Annotated in this window: 18 protein-coding genes; 7 read left to right on the top strand and 11 right to left on the bottom strand. The window is 41.7% G+C overall.

What is annotated here, in order from left to right:
* Positions 1-41 precede the first annotated feature (41 nt).
* Together AOLE_RS01015 and gabT are read right to left on the bottom strand one after the other, a co-directional pair.
* Positions 42-1,490 carry an NAD-dependent succinate-semialdehyde dehydrogenase gene (locus AOLE_RS01015; RefSeq protein WP_004705037.1) on the bottom strand — a complete coding sequence of 483 codons (1,449 nt, stop codon included), beginning with the start codon at positions 1,488-1,490 and terminating at the stop codon, positions 42-44.
* Entirely contained in the window at positions 1,487-2,779 is a 1,293-nt protein-coding gene (gene gabT / locus AOLE_RS01010; protein ID WP_013196628.1) for a 4-aminobutyrate--2-oxoglutarate transaminase, read from the bottom strand. Before gabT ends, AOLE_RS01015 begins: the two co-directional genes overlap by 4 nt.
* Before the next feature lie 155 nt (positions 2,780-2,934).
* Between gabT and pdxR the strand changes: the two genes are divergently transcribed.
* On the top strand, positions 2,935-4,434 hold the full coding sequence (gene pdxR / locus AOLE_RS01005; protein WP_013196627.1) for a MocR-like pyridoxine biosynthesis transcription factor PdxR: 1,500 nt from the start codon (positions 2,935-2,937) through the stop codon (positions 4,432-4,434).
* A 65-nt stretch (positions 4,435-4,499) separates the two neighbouring features.
* Here the strand turns inward: pdxR and AOLE_RS01000 are convergent, their stop codons facing one another.
* Positions 4,500-5,942 carry an amino acid permease gene (locus AOLE_RS01000; RefSeq protein ID WP_013196626.1) on the bottom strand — a complete coding sequence of 481 codons (1,443 nt, stop codon included), beginning with the start codon at positions 5,940-5,942 and terminating at the stop codon, positions 4,500-4,502.
* Positions 5,943-6,268: 326 nt separating this feature from the next.
* On the bottom strand, positions 6,269-6,817 hold the full coding sequence (locus tag AOLE_RS00995) for a helix-turn-helix domain-containing protein (RefSeq protein ID WP_004789974.1): 549 nt from the start codon (positions 6,815-6,817) through the stop codon (positions 6,269-6,271).
* Positions 6,818-6,885: 68 nt separating this feature from the next.
* Between AOLE_RS00995 and AOLE_RS00990 the strand changes: the two genes are divergently transcribed.
* A complete protein-coding gene (locus AOLE_RS00990; protein WP_023274361.1) occupies positions 6,886-7,581 on the top strand; it encodes an AzlC family ABC transporter permease in 696 nt (231 codons plus the stop codon).
* Entirely contained in the window at positions 7,578-7,901 is a 324-nt protein-coding gene (locus AOLE_RS00985; protein WP_004789977.1) for an AzlD domain-containing protein, read from the top strand. Before AOLE_RS00990 ends, AOLE_RS00985 begins: the two co-directional genes overlap by 4 nt.
* 41 nt (positions 7,902-7,942) lie before the next feature.
* Here the strand turns inward: AOLE_RS00985 and ssb are convergent, their stop codons facing one another.
* The 3 genes from ssb to AOLE_RS00970 all read right to left on the bottom strand — a co-directional run bounded on the left by ssb (position 7,943) and on the right by AOLE_RS00970 (position 11,179).
* The gene (gene ssb, locus AOLE_RS00980; RefSeq protein ID WP_013196624.1) at positions 7,943-8,533 is read right to left on the bottom strand and encodes a single-stranded DNA-binding protein; all 591 of its coding nucleotides are present in this window, start codon (positions 8,531-8,533) and stop codon (positions 7,943-7,945) included.
* Between the two features lie 51 nt (positions 8,534-8,584).
* Entirely contained in the window at positions 8,585-9,949 is a 1,365-nt protein-coding gene (locus tag AOLE_RS00975) for an MFS transporter (protein WP_005300707.1), read from the bottom strand.
* A gap of 147 nt (positions 9,950-10,096) precedes the next feature.
* Positions 10,097-11,179: a DUF475 domain-containing protein gene (locus AOLE_RS00970; RefSeq protein WP_005300706.1), complete on the bottom strand. Its 1,083-nt coding sequence runs from the start codon at positions 11,177-11,179 to the stop codon at positions 10,097-10,099.
* 262 nt (positions 11,180-11,441) lie between these two features.
* On the opposite strand from AOLE_RS00970, the gene tenA reads away from it, so the two are divergent.
* The 3 genes from tenA to AOLE_RS00955 all read left to right on the top strand — a co-directional run bounded on the left by tenA (position 11,442) and on the right by AOLE_RS00955 (position 13,463).
* Positions 11,442-12,116, top strand: coding sequence for a thiaminase II (gene tenA, locus AOLE_RS00965; RefSeq protein WP_013196622.1), 675 nt, complete (start codon positions 11,442-11,444; stop codon positions 12,114-12,116).
* A 65-nt stretch (positions 12,117-12,181) separates the two neighbouring features.
* Entirely contained in the window at positions 12,182-12,553 is a 372-nt protein-coding gene (locus AOLE_RS00960; RefSeq protein WP_013196621.1) for a MerR family transcriptional regulator, read from the top strand.
* Positions 12,554-12,656: 103 nt separating this feature from the next.
* A complete protein-coding gene (locus AOLE_RS00955; protein ID WP_013196620.1) occupies positions 12,657-13,463 on the top strand; it encodes an SDR family NAD(P)-dependent oxidoreductase in 807 nt (268 codons plus the stop codon).
* A 42-nt stretch (positions 13,464-13,505) separates the two neighbouring features.
* On the opposite strand, the gene AOLE_RS00950 is transcribed toward AOLE_RS00955, so the two are convergent.
* The 4 genes from AOLE_RS00950 to AOLE_RS00935 all read right to left on the bottom strand — a co-directional run bounded on the left by AOLE_RS00950 (position 13,506) and on the right by AOLE_RS00935 (position 15,901).
* Positions 13,506-13,847: a GlpM family protein gene (locus AOLE_RS00950; RefSeq protein WP_013196619.1), complete on the bottom strand. Its 342-nt coding sequence runs from the start codon at positions 13,845-13,847 to the stop codon at positions 13,506-13,508.
* Positions 13,848-13,898: 51 nt separating this feature from the next.
* The gene (locus AOLE_RS00945; RefSeq protein ID WP_013196618.1) at positions 13,899-14,252 is read right to left on the bottom strand and encodes a DUF1304 domain-containing protein; all 354 of its coding nucleotides are present in this window, start codon (positions 14,250-14,252) and stop codon (positions 13,899-13,901) included.
* 65 nt (positions 14,253-14,317) lie between these two features.
* Positions 14,318-15,295, bottom strand: coding sequence for a zinc-binding dehydrogenase (locus AOLE_RS00940; protein WP_013196617.1), 978 nt, complete (start codon positions 15,293-15,295; stop codon positions 14,318-14,320).
* 3 nt (positions 15,296-15,298) lie between these two features.
* Positions 15,299-15,901 (bottom strand): TetR/AcrR family transcriptional regulator, encoded by a 603-nt coding sequence (locus AOLE_RS00935; RefSeq protein ID WP_005300697.1) that lies wholly within the window; start codon positions 15,899-15,901, stop codon positions 15,299-15,301.
* A 297-nt stretch (positions 15,902-16,198) separates the two neighbouring features.
* Between AOLE_RS00935 and uvrA the strand changes: the two genes are divergently transcribed.
* Positions 16,199-19,030, top strand: coding sequence for an excinuclease ABC subunit UvrA (gene uvrA / locus AOLE_RS00930; protein ID WP_013196616.1), 2,832 nt, complete (start codon positions 16,199-16,201; stop codon positions 19,028-19,030).
* The last annotated feature ends 28 nt before the right edge of the window (positions 19,031-19,058 follow it).

Raw genomic sequence — 19,058 nt, 5'->3', positions numbered from 1 at the left:
TGCATGTTTTCGTTCAGAACAAAACGAACTCGTTTTGTTCCTTACTCAGATAAGTCTACGCATAGGTATTTCATTTCAACATATTCTTCGATGCCGAATTTTGAACCTTCACGGCCTAGACCTGACTGTTTTACGCCACCAAACGGAGCAACTTCATTTGAAATCGCGCCCGTGTTAATGCCGACCATACCGTACTCAAGTGCCTCACCCACTCGCCATTGACGAGCTGTGCTTTGAGTAAACAAATAAGCAGCTAAACCAAATTCGGTATCGTTCGCCATTGCCACTGCTTCATCTTCAGTTTTAAAGCGGAATAGTGGTGCAAGGGGACCAAAAGTTTCTTCTTTAGACACTTTCATGTCTTGCGTTACGCCAGTTAACACAGTCGGTTCAAAGAATGTACCGCCAAGTGCCGAACGCTGACCACCAATACGAACTGTCGCGCCTTTCTCGGTTGCATCTGCAATATGAGACTGAACTTTTGCAATTGCATCTTCATCAATTAAAGGCCCTTGAGTTGAACCTTCTTGACGGCCATCACCAACTTTCAATTTAGACACGGCTTCAACCAAACGGTCTGCCAAAGCATCGTAAATACCGTCTTGAACATAAATACGGTTAGCGCAAACACAGGTCTGACCACTGTTGCGATATTTACTTGCCATAATGCCCTGAACAGCTTGTTCAAGATTGGCATCGTCAAATACCACAACTGGCGCATTCCCACCGAGTTCAAGCGAAAGCTTTTTAATGGTTGGCGCACATTGTTGCATCAAGATACGACCCACTTGGGTTGAACCTGTGAAGCTTAACTTACGAACAATATCGCTTTCGCATAGGGTTTTACCAACTTCAACCGCATCACCACTAATGTTAATTAAAACATCGGCTGGTAAGCCTGCCTGTAAAGCCAATACTTCAAGTGCATAGGCGGTTAACGGCGTTTGTTCTGCTGGTTTAACCAACATTGAACAACCCGCAGCAATCGCTGGACCTGCTTTACGCGTAATCATGGCAGCTGGGAAGTTCCACGGCGTAATTGCAGCAGTAACACCAATTGCTTGTTTAATCACGAGCAGACGTTGATTTGGCAACGTAGGTGTTAATACTTCACCATCAATACGGCGAGCTTGCTCGGCAAACCAGCGTATGAACGATGCTGCATAACCAATTTCACCACGTGCTTCTGCCAATGGTTTACCTTGCTCAGCTGTTAAAATTTGAGCTAAATTTTCTTTGTGCTCAAGCATGAGGTTGTACCATGCCAATAACACATCAGCACGAGCCAAGGCAGTTTGCTTTTTCCAAGCAGCCTGCGCTTTTGCCGAACGGTTAATTGCAGCTTCAACCCCTGCGCGGTCATAGGTTTTTACCCATGCCAAAGTTTCGCCCGTAGCAGCATCATTTACCTCGATATAGTCATTTGATGCAGGTGCTTCTAACGCAATATCAGGATGTTTTAACAAATACTGCAAAGTATTTTGAATCATGCAGATTGCTCCGTTGCTTTTGCACTACCTGCTTTTAGTGTTGCAAAACCTTGTTTCAAGATATCAAGACCTTGACGGAATTGCTCAGCAGGAATGGTTAATGGATATAAGAAACGAATTACATTACCGTATTTACCACAAGTAAGAAGTAACAACCCGTTTTCCATTGCATAGTTTTGTACAACTTTTGCTTGTTCAGCTGTTTCAAGTTCTACTGCAACCATTGAACCTAATGCACGAATATCAGTTACGATGTCGCCTGTTGCTTGTTGAATATCTTTAAGTGCAACAACCAACTCTGCACCTAATTCATTTGCGCGGTCGCATAAGTTTTCTTCTTCAATCGCATCAATAACCGCGTGTGCAGCAGCAACCGCAATCGGGCTACCTGCGTAAGTACCGCCTAGTCCACCTGGGTTTGGTGCATCCATCACTTCTGCACGGCCAACAACACCTGAAATAGGGAAGCCGCCGCCCAAGCTTTTCGCCATGGTGATGAGGTCTGCTTTAGTCTCGTAATAGTTCATTGCAAACAATTTACCAGTACGGGCAAAACCTGATTGCACTTCGTCAGCAACCAACAAAATGCCGTGCTTGTCGCAAATTGAACGTAAACGTTTTAAGAACTCAGCTGGCACCACATTGAAACCGCCCTCACCTTGTACTGGCTCAAGCACAATTGCTGCAACATCATGTGGTGCAATATCTTCACTGAAAATATCTTCAACGCTTTCAATTGCCGCGTCCACTGAAATACCTTTAGCAGGTACTGGGTAACGCGCGTGGAACACACCCGCTGGCATCACACCGAAATCACGTTTGTAAGGTGCAGTTTTACCTGTCATTGCCATCGTCATAAATGAACGACCGTGAAAACCGTTACCAAAAGTGATAATGCCGTGACGACCAGTGTAACAACGAGCAATCTTTACTGCATTTTCAACTGCTTCTGCACCTGTAGTGAAAAAAGCTGACTTCGCAGGACCAGCAATTGGCGCACGCTTATTAATACGCTCAGCTAAAGCCACATAGCTTTCATAAGGTGTTACTTGATAGGCAGTGTGAGTAAATTTAGTAAGTTGTTCAGTCACCGCTGCAATGACTTTAGGGTGGCGATGGCCTGTATTTAAAACTGCGATACCACCAGCAAAGTCAATAAATTGGTTGCCTTCCTTGTCCCAAAGCGTGGCATTTTCAGCTTTTTCTGCATACCACTGACACATCACGCCTACACCACGTGGAGTTGCTTGCTGTTTACGTGCGTTAAGTGCAGAATGTTGATTATCCATTTGATTCCCTCATATTTTCATCATCAGTTGCAGCTTTGGTTTTTGCATCCTGTGCTTAATTTTCAGGGTGCTTTACAACGACTGCCTATGCATGTAATTTCGCTCGTCTGGCGGCAACTGACGAGAGCCATTTTTTAACTGTAGGAGAGAGCCAATTGCGTAGTTTACTTGGAGATCATTTATTACAACGGCTCCAACAGGACACCGAAGGTAAACTACATCAACGCCTTTTCCGTTGTCTGCGTGGTGCCATTATTGATGGCGTCATTCAGCCTAAAACACGCTTGCCCGCTTCACGTGACTTAGCTAGTGAAATTCATGTTTCGAGAAATACTGTTCTTACCGCCTATGAACAGCTACAAGCTGAAGGCTATTTAGAGGCTCGTACGGGACACGGCACATGGGTTGCCGAGAAACTACCAGAGAGTTTTTTAAATACACAAAATAAGAAAAAAGCAGTTTCAAGTCCGAAAGTTCAAAACTCTTATGCGCTCTCAAATCGTGGTTCAAACTTATTAGGCTATGCCGCGGCCTCGCCACACCAATGGGGTGCTTTCGTACCGGGAGCACCCGACGTAACAGAGTTTCCACATCATATTTTTAGTCGTATTCAGGCTCGCCTGAGCCGAGAACCTGACATCAACCGCTTAATTTACAGCAATGCTGGTGGTTGTATTGAACTTCGAAGTGCGTTGGCAGATTACTTGCGCGTTGCACGCTCAGTTCAGTGTGATGCTGACCAAATTATTATTACCGAAGGTATTCACCAAGCGATTGACTTAGTTTCGCGTGCACTGAGTGATATTGGTGATCGCGTCTGGATTGAAGATCCAGGCTATTGGGGAATGCGTAACACTTTGCGTATTAATGGCGTAGATATTCAACCCATGCCAGTCGATGCCGAAGGCATTATCCCCGAAGAAAATCCGGTTAAACCACCTAAACTCATTTTTGTCACGCCATCACACCAATATCCACTGGGTTCACATTTAAGCCTAGATCGTCGACGCAAACTGATTGAGATTGCCCGCCAGCACAATAGCTGGATTGTAGAAGATGATTACGACAGTGAGTTCCGTTTCTCAGGCCAACCGTATCCGTCTTTACAAGGCTTAGAAAATGATGCACCCGTGCTGTACATGGGCACGTTTAGTAAAACTATTTATCCATCTTTAAGAATTGGGTATTTGGTGGTGCCTAAACCCCTCTTTTCACCCCTACGTATTGTGGCAGCTGAACTGTATCGTGGTGGACATTTGCTTGAGCAAAAGGCCCTAGCAGAATTTATTCGTGAAGGTCATTACGAAGCGCATATTCGTCGTATGCGTTTACTTTATGGAAAGAGACGCGATTATTTAGTCAGTCTGATTAAACGCTATCTTGGCCCCGAATTTATTCATGAATATGACGAAGCAGCAGGATTACACTTGGTTTTAAAACTGCCAAACTCTTGCGATGATGTCGCAATTGCAACAACCGCACTTGAACGTGGTGTCAAAGTTCGCCCACTTTCACAGTACTATATGCAATCGCATGCACATGCAGAGCGTGGACTGCTCATGGGCTTTGCCTGTGTAAATGAAAAAGACATGGTGATGGCTTTTGGCGTCTTGCTCCAGTGCTTACGTGAAGCAGGCGTACCTACGCTGAATTAACTGTTTTCTCGTACTAAGCCAAATAAAAAAGAGCCTCATTGTGAGGCTCTTTTTTATTTAAAAATTTAAACTAACTTTTCTTCATGCGTATGGGTTAAATGGGTCGCTCTACGTTCTTTACCCCAACCCAATTTTTCAGACAACAATCCGAAGAACACAATAATGCCGAACAATGCAGTGGTGTAAATCACTTCTTTAAAATAGGTACCTTCAATCAACATGGTAAGAATTGCGCCAATAATTGCAAAGATCACCACGTAAGTTAAGTAAGGGAACATCCACATTTTAAAGTCAATTTTCACACCTTCAGCTTCTAATTTTTTACGCATACGAAGCTGAGAATAAGCAATGGTCAGGTACACATAGAGTGTTGCTGCACCTGTCGTTAGCATGAAAAAGTCGTAAACATCCATACTCTTAGTTGCAGTTAAAATCACGGCAATCACAGAGAAGAAGCATGACACAATCACACCTACCCACGGACTGCTTTTACTGTTTACAGACCCAAAACTTTTCGGTGCGTCACCACGTTTAGCTAAAGAAAACAGCATACGTGAACACGTATACAGTGCTGAGTTAAAGCAACTACATACCGACGTGAGAACTACAAAATTTACGATATGGCGCGCCCCCGGAATCCCGAGTGCAGATAGAGTCACACTATAGGTTCCCCAAGTCGAATCTTTCAAAAGTTCATTGTTATGAGGTATCAAACATACCGCAACAAACATTGAACCTACATAGAATAAAATAATTCGCCAAACCACCGAGTTCGATGCTTTACGAATTTCTTTAGATGGATTTGCAGACTCTGCCGCTGCTACGGTAACAATCTCAGCGCCAATATAAGCAAACATGACCCCAAGCAATGCAGTAATAACGGATGACCCTCCATTTGGCATAAAGCCTTGAGAGGTTAAATTGCTAATACCAGAAGCAGCTGGATTGCCCCAAGGCCACAAATGCATGATGGCTAAACTACCAATCACCAAGAAGATAACAATCGCGATGACTTTGATGAGTGCAAACCAGAACTCAAATTCGCCATAGTTTTTCACGTTTTGTAAATTGACTGCGACCAATGCACCAATCACGACAACCATATAGGCCCAGATCGGTATAAATGGGAACCAATTATTTAAAATTTTACCTGCCACATAAGCTTCCCACCCCATGAGCATTGCGAGCGTACACCAATACAACCAGCCAATTGAGAAACCTGCCCAACGACCAATCGCACGGTCAGCATATGTTGAAAAAGAGCCACTATCAGGGTTTAAAACGGCCATCTCGCCTAACATACGCATGATGAACCAAACGAGTAAACCACCTAACGCGTAAGTTAGAAAAACTACAGGTCCCGTATTGTAAATAATACTGCCCGAGCCTACGAATAAAGAGCCACCAATTACCCCTGCAATCGAGATCATCGTTAAGTGGCGTGATTTGAGTCCATGTTTTAAACTTTGGGAGTGATTGGCTTCAGAACCATTTTGATGAGCTGCCATATCATTTTCCTTAATATATGGAGGATATCGGCTAGTCTCGGAAAACCTCCGAAGCCAAAAAATATCCCCTAAAAATTTAGCCGTTCTGCCCAATTCCTAAAACAGAAAAATCACTGAGCTTATCCGGCGCTTCCGTATGCATACTTCCAATGGCTTTAATTTGTCGTTTCGGCAGTCAAGAAACGAGAGCCATTTTTGGAATAAAAGAGAGGGCCAATTGCAAAATTTATACGCAAAATTGGCTCTTTTTGTCTGAATTCTGGTAAATGGTTTTAAGTTTTTATTCTGAAAATAATTAAGTTTCACTTTAATAAGATTGGAATTCTTTAGTTTTGTTCAGAGATTAATAATGCTTTTGTACCTGTTTCCAAGGCTCTAAAGATATGTTTCTGGTCGGCAGGGTAACAAATATAATCTCCGACACCGAGCTCAACAGCTTCATCAATTAAGCCCACTAAAGCTTTACCTTCGACCACAATAATGTGCTCCACAGAACCAACTGGATGAGGTTCTGAAAGACGGTCTTCGCCTGGCTCAACAATCAATAAATACACATCTCGGCGCGCATGCGGTGGACAAGTCGCTAGCAAAATTGCTTTGTAATTGGCAATCTCGGAACTCACTGTTGGCCCATCGCCACAGCGAATGACTTGTACTTGATTGCTCGGTTCTTCCATCAAACGTGCAAATGGAATATTTAACGCCACACAAAGTGCCCATAAGGTTTCAATGCTTGGGTTTCCTTGGCCAGCCTCTAATTGAGAAAGTGTAGACTTTGCAACGCCTGCACGACGGGCAACCTCTGCCAAAGAAAGCCCTGCTCTTTGACGTTCACGATTTAAACCTTTGGCAATAATTTCAATTGGCTGAGACATTCACCACATCCGTTCTATAAAAAAAACGATCGTTCGTTTTGACAAAACAATCAGACTTATTCATTATAATGGAAAATCGTTCGTTATATCATACTATGTCCACATACGCTCTCATTAAGAAACTTAGTAAAGACACCACCCGCTCAATTTTCTTTGTCTGTCTAGCAACCAGTGTTGTCGGTATGTCTTTAGGTTCACTCGCCGCAAGCTATGGCTTAGCGCTCTGGATCCCGCTTTGCCTATCTATATTTGTGCTCGCAGGAACTGCCGAATTTATTTTTATTGGGTTCTTGGCAGTTGGTGGTAGCCCAATTGCTGCTGCGATTGCAGGACTACTCGTCAATTTAAGACATCTGCCTTTTGGTATTGCGGTCAATGAATTAATCAGAGGTAAATTCTCTCGATATTTCGGGGCTCATATCATGAACGATGAAAGCGTTTTGTTTGGCATGGCACAGCCCGATTTCGGGACAAAAAAAGCCGCTTACTGGCTATGTGGTATAGGCATAATGCTAACTTGGCCACTGGGTGTAACGGCGGGTTATTTTATTGGAAGCGCTATTCCAGACCCAAAAACATTTGGTCTAGATGCCATTTTCCCTGCTATTTTAATTGCACTTACTTTTAATGCTTTAAAGAACAAATCTACCCGAAAAGCTGCATTTGCCGGATCAACTTTGGCACTGATTACCACACCTTTTTTGGCCTCAGGACTTCCAATTCTGATTTCACTTTTTGGCTTGATATGGGGTAGAAAAAAATGAATCAACAATTACTCATTATTTTAGGAATAGGCTTGTTAGCACTTGGAACATATGGGATTCGTTTTGCTGGTTTTCACTTAGGCGCCAAGTTTACTTTTTCTGAAAAATACCAAGTTTTACTCTCAAACGGTGCGACTGTTTTACTCTGTGCGATTGCAGTCACGACGACATTTTTTGAAGGCCAAGATTTTGCAGGTTTCGCGCGTATATTCGGTGTTGGGCTAGCACTTCTCTTGGTTTGGAAAAAAGTACCGCTTTTATTGGTAATTTGCTTAGCAGCAGCAGGCACCGCCCTAATACGTTTGCTCGGAATTGAGTAATAAAAAAGGCGAGATAAACTCGCCTTTCTTTAACCTTTTGATTAGAACGGTAAATCGTCGTCTAAATCAGCTGGTGCAGACGCAGGTTGTTGTGGCGCTTTAGGAGCGAAACCACTACCTTGTGGGCTGTTACCACCATTACCGAAACCACCTTGGCCACCATAACCACCGCCATTGTTTTGGCCGTAGCCGCCACCTTGGTTGTTATTATTTTGATAACCATTACCACCTTGTTGAGGTGCGTTAAAACGTGGTTGGTTAAAATCATTACCGCCAGCGAAACCTTGTTCACCTTGTTGACGACCATCTAACATTTGCATCTGTTCGCCACGAATTTCTGTTGTATAGCGCTCTTGACCATTTTGATCAGTCCACTGACGCGTGCGTAATGAACCTTCAATATAAACCTTAGAACCTTTACGTAGGAACTGCTGAGCAATTTCCCCTAAACGGTTATGCAAAACAATACGGTGCCATTCAGTTTGTTCTTTACGCTCACCTGAAGTTTTATCGGTCCAAGCTTCACTTGTTGCGATTGAAAATTGAGTCAGCGAGCCCCCATTTGGAAAAGTTTTTGTTTCAGGATCACGACCCAAAGTACCAACCAAAATAACCTTATTTACACCACGCATTAGCTGTCTTCATCCTATTCATTTCTATGTTTTACTTTATAAGAGTTATGCTTAAATGGCTACCTCTTTACCGAACAACTGCGTTAAATCACGTCGCGCAGCCTCATCAAGAGTCTGTTTATCGACTTTAATATAAGCAACTTGCTGGTCAGGCATCACCACAACTTCTTCTATACCACGAATTGCCAATAGCTGTGTGGTCCACTCATTCACCTGTTGCACTTGCGGTAATGGCAACACAATTGATGACAAATACCGCGGCTGAGCTAAACCAAAACTAATTAGCAACCATATTATAGCAATCCCTGTTAAGACACTCCATCCAATCGCAGTATTATGTAACATCAATAATTGACCACCTAGTGTACCGCCGAAAAAAGCACCTAAAAACTGACTACTGGCATTTACACCCATAGCAGTTGCTTTTGATTGAATTGGCGCACATTTTGATAACCAAGATGGCAATAATGCTTCCATCACATTAAAGGCAATGAAGAAAATCCCTAGGCCTGCGAGTAATACATATTTTGATTGATAACCAAATATGAGCAGCAACAAACCTGCAATAATGCCTGTAATAGCAGTTAAGAAAATGCCTCGCATTTTGCGATATTTTTCAGCCACGATAATGCTTGGAAATGCAAAAAACAGACTAATTACTAGTAGTGGCAGATACACCAAACCATGACTGGCTAAAGGAATATGGGCAAACTCGATAAGCTGTGAAGGCACATAAATAAACATGGCGGTAAGCAATAAATGCAATGCAAAAACCGAAACGTGTAAACGGTTTAAATCGCCCATTTGAATAACTTGCTTAAGCTGCGCTATGTAGCCTTGCTGATAATTACGATGATGACGAGTTACTTTAGGTACAAGCAAGAGCATCAAAATCGCGATTAAGCCCATAATGGTCGTGACAAAGAACAAACCAGAAATGCCGACAAGGCTTGTGAGCCAAGGTCCAAGACTAAAAGCCACCACAAAAGACAGACCAATACTCATGCCCATGGCAGCCATGGCTTTAGTGCGCTGCTCTTCACGCGTCACATCGGCTAAAAGCGCCATCACGACTGCTGAAACTGCACCCGCACCTGCGATGGCACGGCCAATAATCACGCCATAAATCGTGTCAGATAAACCGGCAATTGCACCGCCAATAGCAAAGAGTAACAAGCCAAGCACCACAAGAGGTTTCCGGCTAAAACGGTCAGCAAGTAAGCTAAATGGAATCTGTAAAATCGCCTGACTTAAACCATAGACACCCACAGCCAAACCAATGAGTGCTGGAGTCGCATATTGATATGACTGCCCGACTACAGAAAAGACAGGAATAATCATGAACAAACCCAACATGCGTAGTGCAAAAATACTACTTAAGGCAAAAGTTGAGCGACGTTCCAAAGCATTCATCATATCAATACACGTTTATCAAACTAGGCAAATTATAAGCCGATTCGTTTCTAAAAATACGGGACACCTTATTTAAATTAACGATTTCAGCTTAAAAAAATAAAGAGGCATTCAGCCTCTTTATTCTATCGAACTTTACTGAAAATTAGCTTAAGGCGACTGTTGCTCGCGCTTCGAATATTGAATTGAAGCAATAACAGCCCACACAATAAACGCTACACCAATTAAACCTGTCACAACTTCAGGTACATGTACGCCTGTACCACTTGCAATCATAATGAATGCTAAAGCACCAATTGCGTAATGCGCACCATGTTCCAAGAACACGTAAGCATCTAGCGTACCTTTTTCAACAAGATAAACCGTCATTGAACGGACAAAAATAGCACCGATTGCAAGACCCAACATAATCACAACAACATCGCTGGTAATTGCAAAAGCACCGATCACACCGTCAAAACTGAATGATGCATCTAATACTTCAAGATATAAGAAACCGCCTAAACCAGCTTTAACCACACCAGACGCAGCACCCGAGCCATCTTGTAATACAGCATTACCATTTTCATCAATTTCAGGCTCACCACCTAACAAATGACTTAATACTTCAACGCCAATGTAAACCACAATGCCCCAAATACCGGCCATGGTCACTGCTAAACGTTGATGGTCATCTACATAACCAGCCATCACAATTAAAGCGATCAAAGCAATAAAAACAGACATTGCAGGTACGCTAGCTAAACTTGAAAGTTTAGATTCAAGCCATCTAAACCAATGGGTTTCTTTTTCATCATCAAAGAAGAAGTTTAAGAAAACTAATAATAAGAATGTTCCACCAAAAGCTGAAATTTCAGCGTGGTGCGCCATTAAGCGCTCAGAATAAGTTTTCGGATCGTTGAGTGCCAATTTTGCCACTTCAATAACACCCATATCAGCGGTTACAGCAACAATCACGACAGGGAAAATCAGACGCATACCAAAAACGGCGATTAAAATACCTACCGTTAAAAAGATCATTTTCCAGAACGGATCCCAATTACGTAGAACCGATGCATTTACGACAGCATTGTCAAAAGATAAAGAGACCTCCATTACCGCTAAAATCGCTGTAATTGTTAAAGCTTTAAGCATGGTAGACACGCCAGCTTCAGGTCCATGGGTAAAACCCCAATACGCGGATAGTGCTAAACACACCACCGTAAAAAATATCGAAAATCGGAAATGCTTCATGGATCAGACCTATACCAAGAACTAAATTTAATCTTTCTTAAAACCGCGGCTATTATATCGATAATTAACCACAAAACGATGTTGTTTTGTGCCGTTATTCCCGTTACTTTATCTCTCTGTTTAATAAAGAAATTTATAATATCTAATTAACTTATTAATCGTATTAAATATTTTCTTGCGATATATCTATCATTATTATTTTTGTATTTTAAAATTGATTTAAAATCCGGTTCAGCTGTCTTATTTTAAATGGAATGATTTTATGCTTTTTTCTCAAGAACTCTGGCAACGTAATTTAAATTTATATCAGAAAATTCTCGACCTGCCTTTTAATCAGGAACTTGCTAACGGTACTTTAGATAAAGAAGCTTTTTGTCATTATGTCATTCAAGATGCTCAATATTTAGTGGCGTATGGTCGCGTACTTGCTGTTGCGGCAGCAAAGGCGTTCGAGGCTGACGATATTATGCAATTTTCAGATGCTGCTAAAATTGCAATTGTGGTTGAACGCAGCTTGCATGATGACTTCATGAAAAACTTTGGGGTGACCAAAGAAGAATTTAAAAATACGCCATTAACTTTAGCAGGCCATCATTACACTTCATTTTTAACAGCAACTGCTTGGTCTGAAAGCTACCCTGTCGTACTCGCTGCACTGTTACCTTGCTTCTGGATTTATGCCGAAGTCGGTAAAGATATTGTAGATAAATCAATTCCTAATAACCCTTATCAAGCATGGATTGATACCTATGCAGGTGAAGAGTTCCATATAGCCGTTCGTAATGTGATTGCGACAGTAGACAAGGTTGCTGCACGTTGTGATACAGACACTTTAGAAAAAATGCATGCTGCTTACACCATGGGTGCAAAACTTGAATGGTTATTTTGGGATAGCGCCTACCACCAAAGACAATGGCTAGGTTTAGACCATATTTAAAACTTCAAAAGAATCGGTCAGATGGTTCAATACGCTGACCGTTTTTAATAAAATGCGAGATAAATATGTATATCGGCGAATTAGCATCTTTAACTGGAGCCACTCCTAAAGCCATTCGGCATTACGAGAAATTAGGCTTGCTACCTGTGGCAAAAAGAAAAGGCAATTATCGTATTTATGAAGAGATTGATGTTAAATCAGTTAAGATGATTCGCCTTGCACAAGCTGTTGGATTTAGCCTTGCCGAACTTTATGACCTGTCAGCTTTAAAATATAAAAATAATCGCTTTCCTGTAGAAATTGCACAGCAGCTTATTCAAAAAAAGAACCAACAAATTATTGAACAAAAAGAAGCATTAAATCGTTTACAAGAAGATTTAAAAGAACTGGAAGATGAGATTATTCAGACTTATATTACCAATAAGATTTCTGCCTAAAACAGCTGATTAAAATCTGCAAATAGCCTTCAAAATGAGAGCTTGACTCTGCCCTTAGGGACAAGGTTTATCGTAATGACTTCTTTTATTACGGACCAATAAAATGAGTGCTCATCTTTCAATATTTAAAAATTCAACAGCATTAATTACAGGCGCATCTTCAGGAATAGGCAAAGCCTATGCTCAAAAATTTGCATCTTTAGGAGTTCATTTAATTTTAACAGCACGCTCTGAACAAAAACTAAATGATTTAGCCGATGAACTCAGAAAAAAATATAACGTGAATGTTGAGGTGATCGTTTTAGATTTAGCTCAACCCAATTCAGCTCAAGACTTATTTGATGAAATACAAGCTAGAAATTTATCGGTAGAAATCCTAATTAATAACGCAGGGTTTGGAAAATGGACTAAATTTTTAGATCAATCTGTATCTACCTATCAAGAAATGATCACGCTTAACATCAGCAGCGTAACATCTTTGTGTTATTTATTTCTGCCCCACATGCTTTCGAACAAAAAAGGCATCATGATTAATATTTCATCGACAGGTGCGTTCCAGCCGTTACCCTACATTGCTGTTTATGGTGCTAGTAAGTCTTATGTATTACAGTTTACTGAAGCGCTTGCGGGGGAATATGCATCTTCGGGAGTTAAATTTCTGGCAGTTTGTCCGGGCAATACCGAAACCAATTTTACTCAGGTCGCAAATGCAGATACGAGTGGTATGAAAAGCTCTACAGTTGAGGACGTTGTGTCTGCAACGGTTAAAGCATTAGATAAGAATAAAGCAACAGTTGTGGTGGGATGTAGCAACTATTTGACGTCTCAATTGCCCCGAATTCTTTCTCGCCAAAAGATGATTAATTTAGTTGAAGGCATGCTCAAAACCCGTGTTGTTGAGCATTCATAAAAATAGTTCAATTTAAAAGATTAAGAGATTTCTCTTAATCTTTTAATGCTGAAATAGCTGCCAGCCATAAATTAAGCCTGCCGCAGCAACCACCCAACATAGAGTTGCCAATCCTAGACAAGACCACATCGACATCCGTGTTGCCAGCACATAAACAGCAACTAAATAAATGGCATAAGGAATAAGTGACCATAGGCCAAACAGAGCGGTTTTTTGTAATGCCTCCGCCCCTTTTTGCTGAAAAACAATCACATGAGCAATCAAAGCAAAGGTAGGAAAAAGCGGGACTAAACCAGCAATATAAAATGCCTTACTTTTCGATAAAATCGAAATAATGAGGACAACCCCAGCCCCCAGCATACATTTTAAAAATAACGCCCACATGCGCTGATCCTATCTGGTCATTCAAACTCAAAACGCTGTATTTTGCTCTTTTTAAAGAAAATTAACAGCGACTAAAGCAATTATTGCTGGAACTGCCTGAATATAAATAATCTTTTTACTGGCAGTCAGACCACCATAGATACCTGCAATGAGTACACAGCCTAAAAAGAAATTGGCGATTGATGTCGCAAACGGTGCATTAGCCAATAAAGACCAAAACAAACCCGCCGCTAAAAAACCATTATAAAGCCCTTGGTTCTGTGCCATAACTTTGGTGAGTTTTGCTTTCTCTGCATTATTTCCAAATGCTTTCATGCCATAAGGCTTGTCCCATAAAAACATCTCTAGCACTAAAATGTAGACATGTAATATGGCAATAAGCGCAATGAATATTTGTCCGATCATATAGTTTTCCTTTTTATTTTAAAGATATGAAAAAAGATCAGTCTCTCGACTGATCTTTTAGTGTGTTACGGTTTTAACAACACCTTGCCTTGGCGAGCACCTTGTGTTGCTCTTTGGGCAGCTGTTTTAATCTCATCAAAACTAAATACACCTTCTACAGGTAGGATTAATTTTTTCTGAGTTGCTAACGTTAATAACTCAACAATCAGTTCCTTTTTACGAGCTGCTGGCATTTCTTTGTTGACTACACTCGCCCAGAAACCTTTTACTGTCGCTTGTTTGAAAATCAAATCGCCCGATGAAATTTGCATGGTTTCACCAGTCATACTGCCAAACGAAACCAATAGACTATTTTCACTGAGTAAATTCAGCATTTCCCCACTTGCGCTGCCACCAATCGAGTCCACACCAGCAATAAGAGGTTGGTCGCCATGAATCTGTTTAACTTGCTCTTTCCAGTTTGGCTGATCAGTCGCAACAACATGTTGAATACCTAATGCTTGCATCTCGGCAATTGCATCAGTACGACGAACCAGATTAATCACAGGTAAACCACGTGCCTGTGCAATCATCGCAACTGTTTTACCTACTGCACCATTTGCCGTGTTTTGAATGAGCCATTGACCCGGTTGAACATTTACAAAGTCTAAAAGCATGAGGGCACTAATTGGCATACCAATCAGCTGTGCTGCTGTCTCATCATCAATTTCATTATTGAGTGGAATAAGCCCTTGAGCCGGTGCAATAAAGTATTCAGCCCAACTGCCATGCACAGATGCAACTGCGATACGTTGTCCTACCTGTACATGAGTAACGCCTTCGCCCAACGCATCTACAATACCAACGGCTTCACTACCACCAATCGCAGGTAAAGTTGGCTTGTAGCCATAGCTTCCACGTACTGTCCATACATCATGATTATGAATTGGAGACATGATGGTTTTAATACGTACTTCGCCTGCTTTTGGTTCCGGCTTTGGCATATCCGCCTGCTCTAAAACGTCTACAGGTTCGCCAAAATTACCATGGATAATACTTCGCATTCTTTATTCCTCTATCGGTTTTAAGAGTTGTTGGGTCGTTTCTAAAGCTAGATGTAGATGTGCTTTGTCTTGAGACAATTTTGTGAGCAAAGCGGCACCCAACCATAACTGATACATGACTTGCGCAGTTTTCAAAGGATCAATATGTTTTGGAATTGACCCTTCTTGTTGTCCTTCTTTGAGTAGCAAAGCCAGACGCTGCGTTAATTTGTACACACCGTCATTGAGAATTTGGCGCATATCTTCCGACAAATCCGAAACCTCTGCCGCCAATTTCACAATCAGGCAGTTTTCAGCCCAGCTGCCATATACTGGATCATCAATCCACGCCTGCCACAACGCCATTAAACGGGCATGAGCACTTTGTTCACTGTGCTGCCAAAGTTGTTCCATACGAACCTTATAATTGGCCATGTATTGCTCTAGCAAGGCACAACCAAATGCCTCTTTCGAAGCAAAGTAGTGATAGAACGAACCTTTGGGTACGTCACAAGTCTTTAAAATTTCTTGCAAACCAACACCGACAAATCCTTTGTGTAATACCAGCTCAAAGCTCGTATCCAAAATATGTTGTCGCGTGGTTTCGCTTTTATTTAATCGTTTCATGCAGACACCATACCCCACTATTAGACCAGTCGTCTAGTAAAATTATGTTGCTCAATAAAATTTGCTAAGAAGTAGAAATCAAAAGAAAGGAATGTTAAAAATACAACCTGCTTATTTAAACAAATTTTGTCGATTGTCGTTTAACCGTCACAATTTGTCGCTTTAAATCATTTTGTACCACTTGAACAATTTTAAATCGTTATCATATATAGGGTCTGTTGTTTATAAATAGCCACATCTCCCTGTGCTAATCAAAACAACACCTAAATTTTCATTAATACATAATTGAGATGTTTTATGAGCCAAAGTCATATCCGTATTCGAGGCGCACGTACCCATAATTTAAAAAATGTGTCTCTCGATATTCCACGCGATAAGTTTGTGGTAATTACGGGGTTATCAGGTTCAGGAAAATCTTCTCTTGCCTTCGATACCCTGTACGCCGAAGGACAACGCCGTTACGTCGAATCGCTTTCGGCCTATGCTCGCCAATTTTTATCGCAAATGGAAAAGCCTGAAGTCGATTCGATTGAAGGTTTATCTCCAGCGATTGCCATTGAGCAAAAATCTACGAGTCATAACCCACGTTCAACGGTAGGTACGATTACCGAAATTTATGACTATTTGCGTTTGCTTTATGCACGTGTCGGTACGCCATATTGCCCTGAACACGACTTGCCGATGGTTGCACAAACTATTTCTGAAATGGTCGATGCGGTAAAAACACTTGAAGAAGGCACAGCACTCATGTTGCTTGCCCCTGTCGTTCGTGAACGTAAAGGTGAATACAGCAACCTGTTCGAGCAACTACAAGGCCAAGGTTTTGTTCGTGCCCGTGTTGATGGTGAAATCATCGATATTGATACGCCACCTGAACTCGACAAAAAGAAAAAGCACACCATCGAAGTTGTCGTTGACCGCTTTAAAGTGCGTGAAGACTTAGGTAACCGTATTGCCGAATCATTTGAAACTGCACTGCGTTTAGGTGGCGATATTGCTGTTTTGTCATGGATGAATGGCGAACATCCTGATCGTGTTTTTTCTGCGAAACATTCATGTCCTGAGTGTGATCGTGCAGTCGCAGAGCTTGAGCCTCGCTTATTTTCATTTAACAACCCGTTCGGTGCCTGCCCTGTTTGCGATGGCTTAGGTACACGCAGTCATTTTAGTTCTGAAAAGCTCATTCCAAATCCAGATCTTGCAATTAGTGAAGGGGCTATTCGTGGCTGGGATCGTCAACGTCCATATTACTATTCGATGCTACAAAAAGTTGCCGATCATTTTGGTTTTCAACTTGATACGCCTTGGAACCAGCTAGATAAAGACACTCAAAAGAAATTCTTACAAGGTACTGGCAAAGAAAAAGTTGATTTAAGCTATATCGATGAGCGTGGTCGTAAACATACTCGCGTACAACCATTTGAAGGAATTTTGCCTCACCTTGAACGTCGTTACCGTGAAACTGAAAGTAACTATGTACGAGACGACTTAGCTCAATACCTTTCTAATGCAGCGTGTGATGCATGTGATGGCTCACGTCTAAATGAAATTTCACGTCATGTTCGCGTTAAAGATAAAACGATTGCCGACATTACTCGCATGTCGATTGGTGATGCTGAAAGTTATTATCAAGATTTAAATCTTGAAGGCGCTAAAGGTGAAATCGCTGATAAAATCTTTAAAGAGATTCGTGAACGTTTACATTTCTTGGTGAGTGTTGGACTTAACTATTTAAGTTTAGCTCGTTCTGCCGAAACGTTATCGGGCGGTGAAGCACAGCGTATCCGTTTAGCCTCACAAATTGGTGCAGGTTTAATGGGTGTGATGTATGTCCTTGATGAACCATCGATTGGCCTACATCAACGCGATAATGATCGTCTATTACAAACGCTGATTCGCTTACGTGATTTAGGTAATACGGTATTAGTCGTTGAACACGATGAAGATGCTATTCGTGCAGCCGACCATATTATTGATATCGGTCCGGGAGCCGGGATACATGGTGGCGTGATTATTGCCGAAGGAACTTACGATGAATTGGCTAATCACGCTGACTCACTCACAGGTCAATACCTTTCTGGCAAACTGAAAATTGAAATACCAAAACAACGGACTCAATCACCACGCCCAGATGAGTTCATCAAGCTTTCTGGTGCAAGTGGTCATAATCTTAAAAATGTCGATTTAAAAATTCCGCTCGGCATTATGACTTGTGTGACTGGTGTTTCAGGTTCGGGTAAATCGACACTCATTAACCGCACTTTGCTTCCATTGGCTGCAACACAACTCAATGGCGCAACGACCTTAACAGCTGAAAAGTTTGACTCAATTGATGGTCTACAACACCTTGATAAAGTTGTTGATATTGACCAAAGTCCGATTGGACGTACACCACGCTCTAACCCTGCAACGTACACAGGGCTATTTACGCCAATCCGTGAATTATTTGCTCAAACGCCAGAGGCAAAAGCGCGTGGTTATAGTGCAGGCCGTTTCTCGTTTAACGTGAAAGGCGGACGCTGTGAAGCCTGTGAAGGCGATGGCATGATTAAGGTCGCAATGCACTTCTTGCCAGACATGTATGTACCTTGTGATGCATGTCATGGCAAACGTTATAACCGTGAAACACTTGAAGTCGGTTATAAAGGCAAAAACATTTCTGATGTTTTAGAAATGACGGTTGAAGATGCTGCTGAATTCTTTAGTGCAATTCCAGTCATTCACCGCCGCTTAGAAACCTTAACTCAGGTGGGCTTAGGCTATATTCGTTTAGGTCAAGCTGCGACCACTCTCTCTGGTGGTGAAGCACAGCGTGTAAAACTAGCGCGTGAGTTAGCAAAACGAGATACGGGTAAAACTTTATATATCTTGGATGAACCAACAACAGGTCTACATTTCCACGATATTGCCAAGTTACTCGACATTTTGCATGAGCTACGCAACAAAGGTAATACCATTGTGGTGATTGAACATAACCTTGATGTGATTAAAACAGCTGACTGGGTTGTCGACTTAGGTCCAGAAGGTGGTTCGGGCGGTGGTATGATCATTGCCGAAGGCACACCTGAACAAGTGGCTGATGTTGAAATTTCCCATACAGGTCGTTTCTTAAAGCCGATGTTGAAATAATTTATTGAATAAAAGCCGGAACTCATTT

The sequence above is a fragment of the Acinetobacter oleivorans DR1 genome (assembly GCF_000196795.1).
In the GTDB taxonomy this organism is placed as follows: domain Bacteria; phylum Pseudomonadota; class Gammaproteobacteria; order Pseudomonadales; family Moraxellaceae; genus Acinetobacter; species Acinetobacter oleivorans.
The sequence above is the reverse complement of the archived record's forward strand: the minus strand, read 5'-3'. Positions and strand labels throughout refer to the sequence as shown.

What these genes read in the sequence shown, in the direction of transcription:
- AOLE_RS01015 (WP_004705037.1), bottom strand. Translation starts at nt 1,490, where the DNA reads ATGATTCAAAATACTTTGCAGTATTTGTTAAAACATCCTGATATTGCG.
- gabT (WP_013196628.1), bottom strand. Translation starts at nt 2,779, where the DNA reads ATGGATAATCAACATTCTGCACTTAACGCACGTAAACAGCAAGCAACT.
- AOLE_RS01000 (WP_013196626.1), bottom strand. Translation starts at nt 5,942, where the DNA reads ATGGCAGCTCATCAAAATGGTTCTGAAGCCAATCACTCCCAAAGTTTA.
- AOLE_RS00995 (WP_004789974.1), bottom strand. Translation starts at nt 6,817, where the DNA reads ATGTCTCAGCCAATTGAAATTATTGCCAAAGGTTTAAATCGTGAACGT.
- AOLE_RS00990 (WP_023274361.1), top strand. Translation starts at nt 6,886, where the DNA reads ATGGAAAATCGTTCGTTATATCATACTATGTCCACATACGCTCTCATT.
- AOLE_RS00985 (WP_004789977.1), top strand. Translation starts at nt 7,578, where the DNA reads ATGAATCAACAATTACTCATTATTTTAGGAATAGGCTTGTTAGCACTT.
- ssb (WP_013196624.1), bottom strand. Translation starts at nt 8,533, where the DNA reads ATGCGTGGTGTAAATAAGGTTATTTTGGTTGGTACTTTGGGTCGTGAT.
- AOLE_RS00975 (WP_005300707.1), bottom strand. Translation starts at nt 9,949, where the DNA reads ATGATGAATGCTTTGGAACGTCGCTCAACTTTTGCCTTAAGTAGTATT.
- AOLE_RS00970 (WP_005300706.1), bottom strand. Translation starts at nt 11,179, where the DNA reads ATGAAGCATTTCCGATTTTCGATATTTTTTACGGTGGTGTGTTTAGCA.
- tenA (WP_013196622.1), top strand. Translation starts at nt 11,442, where the DNA reads ATGCTTTTTTCTCAAGAACTCTGGCAACGTAATTTAAATTTATATCAG.
- AOLE_RS00960 (WP_013196621.1), top strand. Translation starts at nt 12,182, where the DNA reads ATGTATATCGGCGAATTAGCATCTTTAACTGGAGCCACTCCTAAAGCC.
- AOLE_RS00955 (WP_013196620.1), top strand. Translation starts at nt 12,657, where the DNA reads ATGAGTGCTCATCTTTCAATATTTAAAAATTCAACAGCATTAATTACA.
- AOLE_RS00950 (WP_013196619.1), bottom strand. Translation starts at nt 13,847, where the DNA reads ATGTGGGCGTTATTTTTAAAATGTATGCTGGGGGCTGGGGTTGTCCTC.
- AOLE_RS00945 (WP_013196618.1), bottom strand. Translation starts at nt 14,252, where the DNA reads ATGATCGGACAAATATTCATTGCGCTTATTGCCATATTACATGTCTAC.
- AOLE_RS00940 (WP_013196617.1), bottom strand. Translation starts at nt 15,295, where the DNA reads ATGCGAAGTATTATCCATGGTAATTTTGGCGAACCTGTAGACGTTTTA.
- AOLE_RS00935 (WP_005300697.1), bottom strand. Translation starts at nt 15,901, where the DNA reads ATGAAACGATTAAATAAAAGCGAAACCACGCGACAACATATTTTGGAT.
- uvrA (WP_013196616.1), top strand. Translation starts at nt 16,199, where the DNA reads ATGAGCCAAAGTCATATCCGTATTCGAGGCGCACGTACCCATAATTTA.